Annotated in this window: 13 protein-coding genes and 3 tRNA genes; 7 read left to right on the top strand and 9 right to left on the bottom strand. The window is 57.1% G+C overall.

The window, feature by feature from the left end; all coding sequences use genetic code 11:
* Positions 1-21: 21 nt before the first annotated feature.
* Positions 22-1059, top strand: a complete 1038-nt coding sequence (locus ACR0EK_RS01905) for a Hint domain-containing protein (protein ID WP_480564585.1) — start codon at positions 22-24, stop codon at positions 1057-1059.
* A gap of 77 nt (positions 1060-1136) precedes the next feature.
* Positions 1137-1796, top strand: coding sequence for a DUF1638 domain-containing protein (locus tag ACR0EK_RS01900; protein ID WP_480517173.1), 660 nt, complete (start codon positions 1137-1139; stop codon positions 1794-1796).
* A gap of 2 nt (positions 1797-1798) precedes the next feature.
* Here ACR0EK_RS01900 and ACR0EK_RS01895 read toward each other — a convergent pair whose 3' ends face one another.
* Complete coding sequence (locus tag ACR0EK_RS01895; RefSeq protein ID WP_267367543.1) at positions 1799-2209, bottom strand: SufE family protein; 411 nt, start codon at positions 2207-2209, stop codon at positions 1799-1801.
* A gap of 138 nt (positions 2210-2347) precedes the next feature.
* On the opposite strand from ACR0EK_RS01895, the gene ACR0EK_RS01890 reads away from it, so the two are divergent.
* Positions 2348-2878: a hypothetical protein gene (locus ACR0EK_RS01890; protein ID WP_480564582.1), complete on the top strand. Its 531-nt coding sequence runs from the start codon at positions 2348-2350 to the stop codon at positions 2876-2878.
* A gap of 6 nt (positions 2879-2884) precedes the next feature.
* On the opposite strand, the gene rnd is transcribed toward ACR0EK_RS01890, so the two are convergent.
* The 3 genes from rnd to purM all read right to left on the bottom strand — a co-directional run bounded on the left by rnd (position 2885) and on the right by purM (position 5796).
* Positions 2885-4042 (bottom strand): ribonuclease D, encoded by a 1158-nt coding sequence (gene rnd / locus ACR0EK_RS01885; protein ID WP_480564579.1) that lies wholly within the window; start codon positions 4040-4042, stop codon positions 2885-2887.
* A 114-nt stretch (positions 4043-4156) separates the two neighbouring features.
* Positions 4157-4753, bottom strand: coding sequence for a phosphoribosylglycinamide formyltransferase (gene purN / locus ACR0EK_RS01880; protein WP_480564576.1), 597 nt, complete (start codon positions 4751-4753; stop codon positions 4157-4159).
* Entirely contained in the window at positions 4750-5796 is a 1047-nt protein-coding gene (gene purM / locus ACR0EK_RS01875; protein WP_480564573.1) for a phosphoribosylformylglycinamidine cyclo-ligase, read from the bottom strand. The genes purN and purM overlap by 4 nt, the downstream gene beginning before the upstream one ends.
* Before the next feature lie 107 nt (positions 5797-5903).
* On the opposite strand from purM, the gene ACR0EK_RS01870 reads away from it, so the two are divergent.
* Positions 5904-5980 (top strand) — tRNA-Ile (locus ACR0EK_RS01870).
* Positions 5981-6253: 273 nt separating this feature from the next.
* Here ACR0EK_RS01870 and ACR0EK_RS01865 read toward each other — a convergent pair.
* Entirely contained in the window at positions 6254-7573 is a 1320-nt protein-coding gene (locus ACR0EK_RS01865) for an ATP-binding protein (RefSeq protein WP_480480750.1), read from the bottom strand.
* A 44-nt stretch (positions 7574-7617) separates the two neighbouring features.
* On the opposite strand from ACR0EK_RS01865, the gene ACR0EK_RS01860 reads away from it, so the two are divergent.
* The 3 genes from ACR0EK_RS01860 (at position 7618) to ACR0EK_RS01850 (ending at position 8886) form a co-directional block, all read left to right on the top strand.
* A complete protein-coding gene (locus ACR0EK_RS01860; protein ID WP_480564570.1) occupies positions 7618-8532 on the top strand; it encodes an MBL fold metallo-hydrolase in 915 nt (304 codons plus the stop codon).
* Positions 8533-8608: 76 nt separating this feature from the next.
* A tRNA-Asn gene (locus ACR0EK_RS01855) sits at positions 8609-8683 on the top strand.
* Positions 8684-8811: 128 nt separating this feature from the next.
* Positions 8812-8886: transfer RNA gene (locus tag ACR0EK_RS01850), tRNA-Asn, on the top strand.
* A 22-nt stretch (positions 8887-8908) separates the two neighbouring features.
* Here the strand turns inward: ACR0EK_RS01850 and ACR0EK_RS01845 are convergent.
* The 4 genes from ACR0EK_RS01845 to zwf all read right to left on the bottom strand — a co-directional run bounded on the left by ACR0EK_RS01845 (position 8909) and on the right by zwf (position 14450).
* Positions 8909-10528 (bottom strand): long-chain-fatty-acid--CoA ligase, encoded by a 1620-nt coding sequence (locus ACR0EK_RS01845; protein WP_480564567.1) that lies wholly within the window; start codon positions 10526-10528, stop codon positions 8909-8911.
* Positions 10529-10712: 184 nt separating this feature from the next.
* Positions 10713-12323 carry a glucose-6-phosphate isomerase gene (pgi, locus tag ACR0EK_RS01840; protein ID WP_480564564.1) on the bottom strand — a complete coding sequence of 537 codons (1611 nt, stop codon included), beginning with the start codon at positions 12321-12323 and terminating at the stop codon, positions 10713-10715.
* Positions 12324-12327: 4 nt separating this feature from the next.
* Positions 12328-12999, bottom strand: coding sequence for a 6-phosphogluconolactonase (pgl, locus tag ACR0EK_RS01835; protein ID WP_480564561.1), 672 nt, complete (start codon positions 12997-12999; stop codon positions 12328-12330).
* Positions 12996-14450 carry a glucose-6-phosphate dehydrogenase gene (gene zwf, locus ACR0EK_RS01830; protein WP_480564558.1) on the bottom strand — a complete coding sequence of 485 codons (1455 nt, stop codon included), beginning with the start codon at positions 14448-14450 and terminating at the stop codon, positions 12996-12998. The genes pgl and zwf overlap by 4 nt, the downstream gene beginning before the upstream one ends.
* Between the last annotated feature and the right edge of the window lie 129 nt (positions 14451-14579).

Below are 14579 nucleotides of genomic sequence, written 5' to 3'. Positions count from 1 at the left end.
CGTCCAAGTTTCGGGGGTTCCGTGCCACAGTCTTTCACAGCCATTTCGTTGGGCAAACTTGCCGATATCGATATCGCCGAGGGCAACAATGTCGCCGAAAACGCCTCTGCCCTGGTTGGGCAAACCTTCGGTCACGCGGACGCGCCGTTGGCGCATAACAGCGTGACGTGGAACGTGGTTGGAAACTCCGGCTCTGCCTATGACATGAACAACATGTCTGCCAATGATCGGTTTTCGATCGACGGCGGCGCGCCGCAAACCTTTGATGGCACATCAGTGTACCACGCCACCGTCACTTATTTCGACGGCACAAGTGCAAACATTACTGCCGTTGTCGCGCAGGATGTGGATGGCAACACATATTTGGTGCCTGAGTTCTCGGCCAATGCAGATCAAGCCGCTCTGGAAGCGGGGCCTATACATTCGATCACCTTCAACAGCCTTGCTGGCAATCGATATTCAGGCATGGTGTCCAGCCGTGAAGACTGGGATCTGGTCCCCTGCTTTACCTCTGGCACGCTGATCAGAACCCGCAAAGGGGAACGCCCAGTGGAAACGCTGCGCCCCGGCGACTGGGTGGAAACCCTTGATCACGGGTTTCAAACGGTGCGCTGGGTCGGGCAGCGGCGGGTTCAGGCGGTTGGCGTGTTCGCGCCGGTCCTGTTCAAGGCAGGCGCGCTTGGGAACACCCGCGATCTGCTGGTGTCGCAGCAACACAGGATGCTGATCCAGAGCTGGCGCCTGGAACTGCATACCGGCCAAAACGAAGCACTGGCCCCCGCCAAACACCTGATCAACGGACATGACATCATCCTCAAACCCGGCGGGGTCGTAACCTACATTCACATTCTGTTTGATCAGCATGAGCTGCTCTGGTCGGAAGGCTGCCTGAGCGAGAGCTTTCATCCCGGCGCCCAAAGCTGGAACGCCCTTGAACAGTCAGCCCAACAAGAGATCCTGTCCTTGTTCCCCGAGATATCAAAGCAAGGTACTGTCGCCTACGGCCCACCCGCTCGGCCTCTGTTATCGGCATTCGAAACACGAACGTCGGCAGCCTGACACGAGATGTCGGAAGAAGGCTTGCCTGCAAGCTGTTTTCATTCTCTTGTGCCATGAGCCCATAAGGATACCGATCCATGCCAAGCGATACGTTACCAGATGATGCAAGCCTGACGACCAAAGGCTATGACGGCGTGGAAAACGCAGGCATCCTGCTGATCGCCTGCGGGGCACTTGCGCGCGAAATTCTGGATATCAAAACGCGCAACGGCTGGGATCACATGGCTCTGACCTGCCTGCCTGCAATCCTGCATGTTCATCCGGAACGAATCACGCAGGCAGTTGAAGACACCGTGGCCAAACACCGCGACAGGTTCGAAAAAATCTATGTGGTTTACGCTGATTGCGGAACCGGAGGTCTGCTGCAATCCGCCTGCGAAAAACTGGGCGTCGAGATGGTAAAAGGCCCTCATTGCTATTCGTTCTTCGAAGGCAATCAGGCCTTTCAAGAACGCGGCGAGGACGAAACAACTGCCTTCTACCTGACTGACTTTCTGGCCCGCCAGTTCGACGCATTTGTCTGGAAACCACTGGGCCTGGATCGCCACCCGGAACTGCGGGACATGTATTTCGGCAATTACACCAAACTGATTTATCAGGCCCAGATCGACGATCCGAAACTGACCGAACGCGCACGGAAATGCGCGGACCGCATGGGATTGGCGTTCGAACGGCGTTTCACCGGCTACGGTGATCTGGAAACCACTTTGTCAGACTGGGCAAACCGCCCTGAGTGACCTCAGGCGTTTTCCTGCGCGACCTGGCGGATGCGTTCAATCATGGCCCGCAGACCATTGGACCGCTGCGCTGACAGATGATCGTTCAAGCCCAATCGAGCCAGTTCCGCTGCCGCATCGACCTGAGGCACCTCGGACACCGGCAGCCCGTTGTATAGGGACCGAAGCACGGCGATCAGCCCGCGAACGATCAGTGCATCACTGTCGCCATCAAACTTGAACACGCCTGCTTCGATCATCGGGTGCAGCCAGACCTGACTGGCGCAGCCGTGAACCTTTGTCGCCGGAACTTTCAACGCGTCATCCAAAGGCTCCATCGCCTTGCCCTGTTCGATGACATGGCGATACCGGTCTTCCCAGTCTTCGAGAAACTCGAAATCCTCGACAATGTCTTCAAAGGCAGGCGTGGCCATGGCGCAGTGATCCTTTCGTTGAAATCACAATGTGACCTATGCCGACGACCACCTGCTGTCCAGCCCCAGCTGTGGCTTTTCAACGCGAAGAATATACGCTAACCCATTGTCTGAATTCGTGTGAAAAGCAGTGGGTCCATGCAAAAGTCTCTGTCCGTTCTTATCATCGCCATGCTGACCCTGACTGCCTGCGGCAGCTGGCGCGACTCGCGGGTGAATCCGTCAAACTGGTTTGGCTCCAGCAAGTCTGTGAAGTCTGAAACACCGCCGGACCCAAATGCCGCCGATGCGCTGGTTCCCAAGGCAAGAGAGGGAAGCGGCCTGTTTTCGCGCCCAGATGCCGAAGACACCAGTGTTCCAATCGCCAAAATCGATGAGCTGCGGATCGAGCCAATACCGTCAGGCGCGATCATTTATTCCTCTGGCACCGCGCTTCGGCAGGGTGCCTATAACGCACGCTTGGTTTCGGTTAATTCAGAAGAAAACAAAGAAAAGGGGATTCTGGAATTTGTATTTCGCGTGAACTACCCCAACTCAGAGACCCCACAAGGATCTGAACGCACAAGAATGGTGTCGGATGCAATAAATGTCTCGACTCAGGATCTTGAAGGCATTCGCCTGATCCGCGTCGTCGGGCAACAGAACACCTTGGAATCGCGGCGGCGGTAATCGCCGTTAAAGTGAGACGACCTTGACCGCCTGCCCTTTGGCCGCCAGCGCGATTTTCCCCTCGCACAGTTTCAACGCGTCTTCACCAAAGACTTCGTAACGCCAACCTGACATCGCGGGCAATTCTCGCTCGCCCGCGGCAATCTGGTCCAACTCGGAACTTGTTGCGATCAGCTTGGCCGCAACGCCCGAACTTTCGGTTTTGGATTTCAGCAGAACCCGAAGCAAGTCGGCCAAAGCCGGGTTGACCTTCAGGTTGTCACGGGAATTGTCGATCTTCGGCAGGCTTTCCTGCGGACAATTTGTGCCCTTCGTCACCGCAGCAAGAATACCTTCGGCAATCGGACCTTTGCGTGCCTCGCGCAACAAAAGGCGCGATCCACCGAGATCGGCGATTGTCTTGGGCTTGGTCGACGCCAGTTCGATCAAGGCGTCATCCTTGAAGACCCGGTTGCGCGGTACGTTATTTTCCTGCGCATACCTTTCACGGAACTGCGCCAGCTCGCGTACAACAGCCAGGAACTTGGCCGAATTCGTTCGCGTTTTGACCCGCTTCCACGCCTCTTCGGGGCGAATGTCATACGTGGCAGGCTGCGTCAGCGTACGCAGCTCTTCAGCCACCCAGTGGCTGCGCATCGTCTTTTTGAGTTCCGCAGCAAGATATTCGTAGATCTTGCGAAGATGCGTCACATCCGCCAATGCATATGTTTTCTGCGCCTCCGTCAAAGGACGACGGGACCAATCGGTAAACCGCGACGTCTTGTCGACGCCCTGTTTGCAGATTTTCCGCACCAGTGTCTCATAGCCGACTTGCTCGCCAAACCCGCAGACCATCGCAGCAACCTGCGTATCGAACAACGGGTTGGGGAACACACCGGCCTCGACCCAGAAAATCTCAAGATCCTGACGCGCGGCGTGGAACACCTTGACCACGTTCTCGTTTCGGAAAAGCTCATACAGCGGTTCGAGAGACAGGCCATCAACCAGCGGATCAACCAGAACCGCGCTGTCTTCATCATCAGAGGGAAGCGCCAGTTGCACGAGGCACAGTTTCGAATAATAGGTCCGCTCGCGCAGAAACTCGGTATCGACTGTGATATATGGATAGCTTGCGGCCGCCTTGCAGAAATCAGCCAGTTCTTGCGTCGTCGTCAGAGTTTTCATGCGCCGTACTAGTTTTGCTCTTGCTCTTGTGAGTGCCCGTAATTTCCCTCGCCCCCAAGCGATACCGACGACCATAGGACGATTTTCAGGCGAGTGTAAATCACCCTCGGAACCTCACTGCATGAGAACGGGTGACCTGTTGCCTTCGGCAAAGCGGCGCAGCACCGCTGGATAAAGTTCATGTTCCCGGATCAGAACTTTTGAAGCCAGAGTTTCCGAGGTATCCGCTGGTTCGATATCCACCCGTGCCTGACCCAGAATTGGGCCATCATCCAGCGCCGCCGTCACCTCATGGACCGAGCAGCCATGTTTCGCATCACCCGCTTCAATTGCGCGGGCGTGGGTATGTAACCCCTTGTATTTGGGCAGCAATGAGGGGTGGATGTTCAGCATTCGCCCCTGAAAGCGCGTTACGAAATCCGCGGTCAGGACCCGCATGAACCCGGCCAGACAGACAATATCCGGCCGCGCGTCTTCCAAAGGCTTTAGCAACTCAGCCTCAAAGGCTGCGCGATTGCCCTTGAATGGCCGGTGATCGACCACTGCGGTCGGAATGCCACGGTCCGCAGCTTTTTTCAGCCCACCCGCCTGCGCATCGTTGGACAGGACCAAACAGGGCCGCGCCGGGTGATCACCGGTCATGCTGTCGACAAGCGACACCATGTTGGACCCGCCCCCAGAAATCAGGATCGCGACGCGCTTGTGGTTCACAGCAGTTTGCCTGAATAGGCAACTCCGGGCGTTTCGGTGACCGTACCGATCCGCGACACGGTCTCGCCAGCCTCGGCCAGCAAGGTCGAAAGCTGATCGGCCTTATCAGGATCGCACACCATGATCAGACCGATGCCACAGTTGAAGGTCTTGAGCATCTCGGCTTCCGCAATACCGCCAATCTGCGCCATCCAGCTGAATACAGACGGCAATTGCCAGCTGTCCAGATCAATCTGGGCCCCCAACCCTTCCGGCAATACGCGCGGCAGGTTCTCGGTCAGACCGCCACCGGTGATATGGGCCAGTGCGTGAACGCCACCTTCGCGGATCGCGGACAGGGCCGGTTTGACGTAAAGGCGCGTCGGTGTAAGCAGCGCCTCGCCCAACGAACCTTCACCAAAGGGGCACGGTGCATCCCAGCCCAGACCAGACAGTTCGACGAGTTTACGTACCAGTGAGTACCCGTTGGAATGCACTCCGTTCGAGGCCAGACCAAGCAGCACATCCCCCGCCTGCACCCCCGAAGGCAGATCGGCACCGCGTTCCATTGCCCCGACCGAGAATCCGGCCAGATCGAAATCGCCATCAGGGTACATGCCGGGCATCTCGGCAGTTTCGCCACCAATCAGAGCACAACCGGATTGTGCACAGCCTTCGGCAATTCCTTCAATGATCCGCGCGGCTGTATCTGTGTCCAGCTTGCCTGTCGCGAAATAGTCGAGAAAAAACAGGGGCTCGGCCCCCTGACAGAGCAGGTCATTGACACACATGGCCACCAGATCGATGCCAACCCCATCCACGACGCCGGTATCGATCGCAATTCGCAGTTTTGTACCAACCCCGTCCGTGGCACCAACCAGAATGGGATCCTGATACCCAGCAGCTTTCAGGTCGAACAGTGCGCCAAAACCGCCCAGACCGCTCATCACACCGGGGCGGTTGGTTCGCTTTGCTGCGGGCTTGATCCGGTCAACCAGAGCATTGCCCGCGTCAATATCCACGCCTGCATCGGCATAGGTGATTCCGTTCTTGCCCGCTGTCATGGCCAGTTCCTTTTGAATGCTTTGCGGGCGGGTTATTCGATTGTGGCGTTTGTTGCAACGGTCAGGCTTGACGCGGCTGTTCACCGTGATACGCAATGCGCCTAGGCGGGCCTGTAGCTCAATTGGTTAGAGCAGAGCGCTCATAACGCTTTGGTTGGGGGTTCGAGTCCCTCCGGGCCTACCAAATCACCGCCACGTTCCTTGAACACACCGCCCATCCTGCTGGTTTTGTTTGTATTTATGACCTCAGGCGTTCGTCACGTCTTGCGTACCCTGTCCACATACGCTTGGAAATCAGAAGAATTTATTCAGTTCATCGATTTTCGCTTTCGGTTTAATCGCCGTGGGATGACAGGTCTTACTAAAAACTCCGAAATCATCTCGCGAGAAATCCAGCGCCTCGGCTCAGAACATCGTCATATTGGCGCAGGTTTGGAGCGGCAAAGGTGCCAGGCGTTTACCGGCCAATAATAATATCCGCGCACAAACCGCCCAGGCGTTCACTTTTGGCCAGTCTCAGAGTTCCACCATGGGCGCGCGCAACGTCCGCCACGATCGCCAACCCCAAACCCACGCCACTGCCCTGATTCTGGTTGCGCGCTGGGTCGAGCCGCGTAAAGGGTTTGACCGCCTCTGTGCGCTGCTCTGCGGGAATTCCAGGGCCATCATCTTCGACACGGATGCGCATCGACTTGGCGTTCAGCGACAGGCTGACCTCAGCACGGCTGCCGTAGCGCACGGCGTTGCCGATCAGGTTTTCAACGGCCCGACGAACAGCCATAGGGCGCAGCATTGCCGTTCCCTCACCCTCGACAGTGACCAACTCGGCCCGATGCCCTGCCCGATTGGCGTCATCCACAATCTGTCGAACAAATTCCGCCGGGTTGATTTCCTCGGGCGATCCTTCGGACGCCCCGCGCGAAAATTCGAGGAATGCATCAACCAAGGATTGCATTTCCGCCACGTCCTGTAGCAAAGGTCGTGCCTCATCCTCAGGTAACATTGCCAGTCCAAGTTTCAGGCGCGTCAGAGGCGTGCGCAGGTCATGACTGACGCCGGACAACATCAGCGTCCGTTGTTCGATCTGACGTTCGATCCGTGACCGCATATCCAAAAACGCATTCCCCGCCGCGCGTACTTCGATGGCACCGCCCGGTGAATATGGTACGCTCCGCCCTCGTCCAAACGCCTGCGCCGCATTGGCCAGCCGTGTGATAGGGCGCAACTGGTTTCGCATGTACAGAAATGAAATCGAGGTCATTATGATCGCGAAAAACAGCATCGTCACGATCAACTGATGCGGCGCCGCTGGCGACAATCTGCGCCGGTCAAAGGTCAGTTCCAGCACCCCCAGATGTGTATCCAGGTACAGACGCGCTTCGCGGCTGCTTGGCAACGCTACAGCACTCAGCTCTGGCAACCTTGCACGAAGCTCGGCCTCGACCTGCGGTGCTATGAAGTCGTACCACCGTGGACGGTCAATTTTGGGAGTTTCGTTGGCGGGCAGAAATCTGGCCTGCATTTCCAGCGCCAGAAGATCCGGGCGCACTTCGGCCAATGCCTGGTGCTGCGTCTCGGCCCCCTCCATCATGGTGGTGATCAGCATCACTTCCCTTGAGGCTGCGCGCGTCATCTGGTCAGTGACATCTTCCAGATGCTTTTGAAGAAAAGCAACTCCAACGACCAGAAGCAGCACGATCACAGGAAGAACCAGAATCAATGCTGCCCGGGCGTAAAGGCTGCGTGGCATATAGGGTTTGAGCCAGTGCGTGGACATGCGCTAAACCTAGCGGGCTGCCCGGACAAGAGAAAGAGCACAGAATGCAAGCACCTGACGAATTCAATCCGCCCGCTGGTGTTGCGACAGAATTGCAACCGGGTCTTCGGCGCATTCTGGCCCCCAACCCGTCACCGATGACCTATCGCGGCACCAACACCTATCTGCTGGGCGATCGTGACATTGCCGTCATTGATCCCGGCCCCGCATGCGAAGAGCATTTGAACGCGATCCTGAATGAACTGCGACCTGGCCAGAGAATCAGCCACATAGTCGTCACGCACACACATCTGGATCACTCACCCTTGGCAGCACCCCTTGCCGCGCGAACGGGAGCTGCGATCTATGCGTTTGGTGGTCCCGAATCCGGTCGCAGCGCTGTTATGGCGACCCTTGCAGCGCGTGGATTGGCCGGAGGTGGCGAAGGCATCGACACAGCGTTTCGTCCGGATATCGAGGTTGCGGATGGTGAGGTCATCTTTGGCGATGACTGGCAGCTTGAGGTTATTCACACTCCGGGGCATCTGGGAAACCACATTGCCCTGGCATGGCAGGATACCTGTTTCACCGCCGACCATGTGATGGGATGGGCCAGTTCGCTGGTGTCGCCACCGGACGGAGACCTGACTGATTTCATGACGGCCTGCCACCGCCTGCGCGCGCGTGACTGGTCCGTTTTTCACGCGGGCCACGGTGCACCGATTACAGACCCCGCTGCGCGATTGGACTGGCTGATCCGACACAGGCAAAACCGCGAAGCCCAGATTCTGTCCGCGCTCGAGGAAGCAGACGGATCGGCACGGCACCTGGCCGAACGTGTCTACACCGACACACCCGCGACACTGCTGTCAGCTGCGGAGCGGAATGTTTTTGCCCACCTCGTTGATCTGACGGGAAAAAAACAGGTGTCACCGCTCGGCGAACTATCTGCCACGGCGGTTTTTCGCAGAGATCTATGAAGCCGCGAAAAATTTTCAAAGTTCGCGTGCTTAACCTCTGGACGCCGGGATTCCGGGTTGCTATACGCCCCTCAGTTCCGGCGTAGCTCAGCGGTAGAGCAGTTGACTGTTAATCAATTGGTCGTAGGTTCGATCCCTACCGCCGGAGCCAAAATTTCCCAATATTCAATCTTTTGTCAGGGTCGGAAACCACATCGGTATTCTGGGGCTTTTTCGTTGAAAAAATAATAACCGCCCTCTGGACGCCGGATACTCCGGTTGCTATACGGCGCGGACCGTTCCGGCGTAGCTCAGCGGTAGAGCAGTTGACTGTTAATCAATTGGTCGTAGGTTCGATCCCTACCGCCGGAGCCAATTCAGCCCGCTAAATCGCGTCTCATCCCCCAAGGGCATCCTTGAAATCCGCACGCAGGTTGCGTTTCAGCACCTTTCCGGTTGCGTTCAGCGGCAGCGCGTCAACAAAAACAACCTTGTCCGGAATCTGCCATTTGGCAATTTTCCCTTCGAAAAAGGCCAGAAGTTCCTTTTCGCTTGGATTCTCGCCGTCGGCCCTTACTGCAACTAGCAAGGGGCGTTCGTCCCATTTCGGATGCGGAACACCGACCACGGCGGCAGTTGCCAGTTTCGGATGCGCAACAGCGATGTTTTCAAGTTCGACCGAGCTGATCCACTCCCCTCCGGACTTGATGATGTCCTTGGATCGGTCACGAATGGTCATGTAACCATCGGTATCCAGCGTTGCGACATCGCCTGTGGCGAACCAACCGTCTTGTAACAGATCCTGATCCTGCATCAGGAAATAGCTGTCCAGTACCCAATGCCCCCGCACCATCAGATCGCCCTGCGTTTCGCCGTCTTGTGGCAGATCTTTGCCGTCATCATCCACGATTTTCAGTTCAACCCCAAACGGTGGCCGGCCCTGACTCAGACGGATAAGGTGTTGTTCTTCAAGCGGCAGCACCAGATGTTTGGCCAATGGGTAGTTGGCCGTACCAAGCGGGCTCATCTCGCTCATTCCCCACGCATGTACCGTATCGACGTCATATTTATTCCGGAAAGTCTCCATCATCGAAGGTGGGCAAGCGGCACCTCCAATCACGGTCCGTTCGAGGCTTTTCAAACTCGTCCCGCATTTGGCTGCATGCGCCAACAGTCCCTGCCAGATGGTTGGCACCCCCATGGCCAGCGTCACGCCATAGGTGTCGATCAGATTGACCAGCGCCTCGCCATGCAAATCCGGGCCGGGTAAAACCAGTCGCGATCCGGACATGGCGCAGGCATAAGGCGAACCCCATGCATTAACGTGGAACATAGGAACGACGGGCATCACGACATCCATCGCCGAAAAGCCTATCACGTCGCGCGTATTCGACGCGAAACTGTGCAGGACCGTCGATCTGTGGGAATAAAGAACCCCCTTGGGATGGCCGGTTGTACCCGACGTGTAACACAGCCCTGACGCGGTGTTTTCATCCAGTTCAGGCCAATCAAAGGCCGCGTCACCGGTTTCGATCAGCTCATCATAAAATTTCAGGTCGGGTATCTTTGCTGCAGCGTCATCATTGCGGGGGCCCATCAGAACAAAATGGCGAACATCCGTCAGCGCACCGTGCAAGGTGGCAACAAGCGGGACGAAGGTTGCATCAAAGAACAACACCCGATCCTGAGCATGGTTGATGATATAAGTCAGTTGTTCAGGAAAAAGCCTCGGATTGACTGTGTGACAGACATATCCTGCACCCGAGGTGGCATAATAGATCTCCAGATGGCGACGATTGTTCCAGGCCAGCGTCCCGACCCTGTCCTGCGGCTCCAGACCCAGCCGCGTCAGGGCCGACGCCAAACGCCGGGCGTTCACGGCTATCTCGGACCAATTGGTTTCGGTCACTGATCCATCCGTTTCGACCGAGATGATCTCGGTCTGACCGTGGTAACGCTGTGCGTGATCAATAAGCGACGAAATCAGCAAAGGCTGCGTCATCATCTGTCCCAGCATGGACATCCTCCCGTCATGGGCGGGACCTTGCCTGGCCCCTGCCTGTTCCGTCTGGCACAGACAGGCAGGGGTGTTCCCTGTCACGTCAGTCCAGCCGTTTCCTAGAAGGAACCCTGCCAATCAATTAATTGTCTGACAATAAGAGAATGCAAGCCACACCGGTAGCGGACTACATTCCCGTCGCCTAATCCCGGTGTTTCAGCGCGTAGGCGACCAATGCTGCGGTCGACCCATCCTTTCCCTCGGCGCTTTCTTCGCCATCCACGATGGGGCCAAGCGAATTGGCCAGTTCCTTGCCCAGCTCAACCCCCCACTGGTCGAAAGAGTTGATGCCCAGCAACACGCCTTCGACAAACACCCGGTGTTCATAAAGCGCAATAATCTGACCCAACACAAACGGTGTGAGTTTGGGGTAAATCAATGTTGTCGAGGGACGATTGCCGGGGAAAACCCGGTGCCGGGCCTGCCGGTCCAGTTCACCACCCTGATACCCCTGCTGCGTCATGCGTTGGCGCGCTTCTTCGAACGAACGGCCACGCATCAGGGCCTCAGACTGCGCCAGACAATTGGCCAAAAGCAGACGGTGGTGATGGGTCAGTTCTGGTTCATGCCCCTCGGCCGCAACCATGAATTCGCAGGGAATGACATCTGTGCCCTGATGGATCAGCTGGTAAAACGCGTGTTGTCCATTGGTGCCCGGCTCACCCCAGACGACAGGTCCTGAAGGCATGGTCAAGGACGACCCATCCATCGCCACGGATTTGCCATTCGATTCCATTTCCAACTGCTGGAAATATGCGGGCAGACGCAAAAGCCGCTGGTCATAAGGCAGCACCGCACGACTGGTATGCCCCAGAACCTGACGATGCCAGATGCCAACCAATGCCAGCATCACAGGCATGTTTTCATCCCAGTCAGCCGAGCGGAAATGCAGGTCCATCGCCTGCCCACCGCGTAAAAACGCGTCAAATGCGTTTGAACCAACTGCAATCATGACCGGCAAGCCGACCGGACCCCAAACCGAATAACGCCCACCGACCCAATCGGAGAAACCAAATACATGCGCCTCGGGAATACCGAAGGCTTTCGTCTTGTCCAAAGCGCTGGAAACGGCGGCAAACTGGCGCGACGGATCGCCCCCGCCTTCGGACATCCACGCGCGGGCGGTGCGCGCATTGGTCATCGTTTCGATTGTGGTGAAGGTTTTTGAGGCGACAATGACCAGCGTACGCATCGGGTCAAGCTGCCGCAACGTGTCCGCGATATGCGCCCCATCCACGTTCGAGACGTAATGCACCCGTGGTCCATCGTGATAAGGTGCCAGCGCCAAAGTGGCCATGACAGGGCCGAGGTCTGACCCGCCGATGCCGATATTGACCACATCGGTAAAGTTGCCCCCCGCCCCAGCGATAGCGCCGCCGCGCACCTCTTCCGCGAACACGCGCATCCGTTGCAGCGTATCCAGAACCTCGGGCATAACGTCCTGACCGTCCACTTCAACCGGCCCGCCATCAAGGTTGCGCAAGGCCGTGTGCAACACCGCGCGCCCTTCGGTCTCGTTGATCTTCTCGCCCGCGAACATCGCATCACGCCGAGACGCAAGACCAGCCTCTGCACACAATTGAATGAGCGCGGATCGCACCACATCATCGATCTGTGTTTTTGAATAGTCGAATACCACATCCCCGGTTGAGGCTGAAAATACTTCGGCCCGGTTTGCATCTGCCGCAAACAGGTCAAGGATACGACGGTCACTTGTCGTCTGAGCCAGTGTTTTCAAAGCATCCAGATGCATTGCTTTACTCCGCCCAGTGTACGGTCATGCCACCAAGAACTGCGGCGATCGGTGCCTCTTCCGGTGGTAGCGACATGGCTTTTTCAAGAACGGCGCGTTTTGCCTGTCCATAGATGATCAGATGTTTCGACAGCGCCCCGTCCAGGACCGGAGCGGTCAGGGAAATTCGCGCCTCTGGCTGCGTTTCGGTCCGGGCGACGATCAACGTAGGTGCATCACTGCGCAATGCCTCGTCCAGCCCTTCCATTCCCGGAAACAATGAGGCCGTGTGCATGTCTTCGCCCATTCCCAGTACCAGCACCGACAATGGCAATACCGGCGCAATCAGCGACTCGATTTCAGGCAACGCTGCCTCAGGTTCTGCACCAGGGACATAAAGCGGAATATATTGCGCCACAGAGGCCCTGCTGGTCAGCAACCTTTCGCGGATCAAACGCTCGTTAGAGCGGTCATGATCCGCTGGCACACAGCGTTCATCCGTTGGCAACACACGCACACGATCCCATTCAAGATCAGCGGCACACAGGCTATCAAAAACAGGGCCCGGAGTTGTTCCCCCAGGAACGGCCATTGCAACGGTATCATGGTGCAGCAATGCGGCCTCAAGATCGCCCGCCAACACGTTGGCCACGTCGATGGCAAGCATTTCGCGATCAGCATATTCCTGAATTTTCATGGCTTTATCCCTTGCCAGTGGCGTCCATCACGTTTCATTAGCAGTTCAGCGTCGCCCGGCCCCGTGCTGCCGCTGTCATAAGGCTTCGGCACGTCCCCGCGCGCCAACCATCCAGCGATGATCGGATCGGTCCAGGCCCAGGCGGCCTCAACCTCATCCCCGCGCATGAACAGGGTCTGGTTTCCACGGATCACGTCCATCACCAGTCGTTCATACGCATCTGGCGGGTCCTGATTTTCGGGGCCGAGGGCTTCGGCAAAGCTCATGTCCAAGGGAACATCGATCAGACGCATCCCGCCCTGCCCCGGTTCCTTGATCGTCACCTTCAGCGTGATCCCCTCATTCGGCTGCAACCGGATCGACAACGTGTTGGCGTGACGCCCCGCTTCTTCCCCGAAAATCGAATGCGGCGCGTCCTTGAACATCACGTTGATCACCGACGAGCGCGCCACCAGACGCTTGCCGGTGCGCAGGTAGAACGGTGTACCTGCCCAACGCCAATTGCTGATATGGGCCTTTAACGCCACATAGCTTTCGGTGGTTGATCGCAGGTTGCCAACGCAGTCCCGGTATCCCGGCCCGTCCGATCCGGCCGCAAACTGCCCCCGCACGATGTGATGCGGTTCAACAGGATTAAGCGCCCGGATCACCTTGAGCTTTTCATCCCGAACTGCGTCAGGATCGAACTTGGCCGGAGGTTCCATCGCAATCAGGCAGAGCAGCTGCATCAGGTGGTTCTGCACCATATCCCGCATCGCACCCGCGCGCTCATAATAATCTTCGCGCCCCGCGATACCGACAGTTTCCGCAACCGTTATCTGGATATGGTCGACATACTGGCTGTTCCACAGCGGTTCGAACAGCATATTGCCAAAGCGGACCGCCATCAGATTCTGGACGGTTTCTTTGCCTAGATAATGGTCGATCCGGTAGATCTGATTTTCATTAAAATGCGCGGCCAGCGTGGCATTCAAGTCCCGCGCGCTTGCCAAATCATGTCCAAACGGCTTTTCGACCACGATGCGGGTTTCTTCTGTCACCAGATCATACGCCCTAACCCGTTCGGCCAATGGCCCGAACAGGCTGGGACCGACCGAGAAATAGAAAGCGCGAACCCGGTCCGGCGAGAGCTTTTCGCCCAGTACATCCCAACCTTCCGACGTCAAGGCATCCAGCGATACATAGTCGACCCGTTGCAGGAACCGGGTCAGGGCTTGCGAATCCCGGGCGCGTTCCGAAGCGTGCCGTTGCAGCGACTCAGCAACCATCTTACGAAAGGCGTCCGCCGAATGACCGGCGCGCGCCGCTGCGATAATCCGGGCATCCTCGTGCCACTGACCCGCACAATACCGACGGTAAAGCGCAGGCAGGATTTTGCGCTGCGCCAGATCACCGGTGCCGCCGAAAATGATCAGATCAAATGGATCAACAGGGATGACACGTGAAACCATGAGTTGTCCTTACCCTGACACTTCCAGCATGTCCAATGTTAGCGCAACCAAAATTCAATAAATCTCGCTGTTCAAAACTCTGTCAGAACCCCTGTGCCAGACTTACCAAACCCGCGACAAAGGGCTAGA

The organism is Ruegeria sp. AE4 (assembly GCF_056542185.1).
Note: the sequence above shows the minus strand (reverse complement) of the source record. Positions and strands in the feature narration are given on the sequence as shown.

What these genes read in the sequence shown, in the direction of transcription:
- ACR0EK_RS01900 (WP_480517173.1), top strand. Translation starts at nt 1,137, where the DNA reads ATGCCAAGCGATACGTTACCAGATGATGCAAGCCTGACGACCAAAGGC.
- ACR0EK_RS01895 (WP_267367543.1), bottom strand. Translation starts at nt 2,209, where the DNA reads ATGGCCACGCCTGCCTTTGAAGACATTGTCGAGGATTTCGAGTTTCTC.
- ACR0EK_RS01890 (WP_480564582.1), top strand. Translation starts at nt 2,348, where the DNA reads ATGCAAAAGTCTCTGTCCGTTCTTATCATCGCCATGCTGACCCTGACT.
- rnd (WP_480564579.1), bottom strand. Translation starts at nt 4,042, where the DNA reads ATGAAAACTCTGACGACGACGCAAGAACTGGCTGATTTCTGCAAGGCG.
- purM (WP_480564573.1), bottom strand. Translation starts at nt 5,796, where the DNA reads ATGACAGCGGGCAAGAACGGAATCACCTATGCCGATGCAGGCGTGGAT.
- ACR0EK_RS01865 (WP_480480750.1), bottom strand. Translation starts at nt 7,573, where the DNA reads ATGTCCACGCACTGGCTCAAACCCTATATGCCACGCAGCCTTTACGCC.
- ACR0EK_RS01860 (WP_480564570.1), top strand. Translation starts at nt 7,618, where the DNA reads ATGCAAGCACCTGACGAATTCAATCCGCCCGCTGGTGTTGCGACAGAA.
- ACR0EK_RS01845 (WP_480564567.1), bottom strand. Translation starts at nt 10,528, where the DNA reads ATGCTGGGACAGATGATGACGCAGCCTTTGCTGATTTCGTCGCTTATT.
- pgi (WP_480564564.1), bottom strand. Translation starts at nt 12,323, where the DNA reads ATGCATCTGGATGCTTTGAAAACACTGGCTCAGACGACAAGTGACCGT.
- pgl (WP_480564561.1), bottom strand. Translation starts at nt 12,999, where the DNA reads ATGAAAATTCAGGAATATGCTGATCGCGAAATGCTTGCCATCGACGTG.
- zwf (WP_480564558.1), bottom strand. Translation starts at nt 14,450, where the DNA reads ATGGTTTCACGTGTCATCCCTGTTGATCCATTTGATCTGATCATTTTC.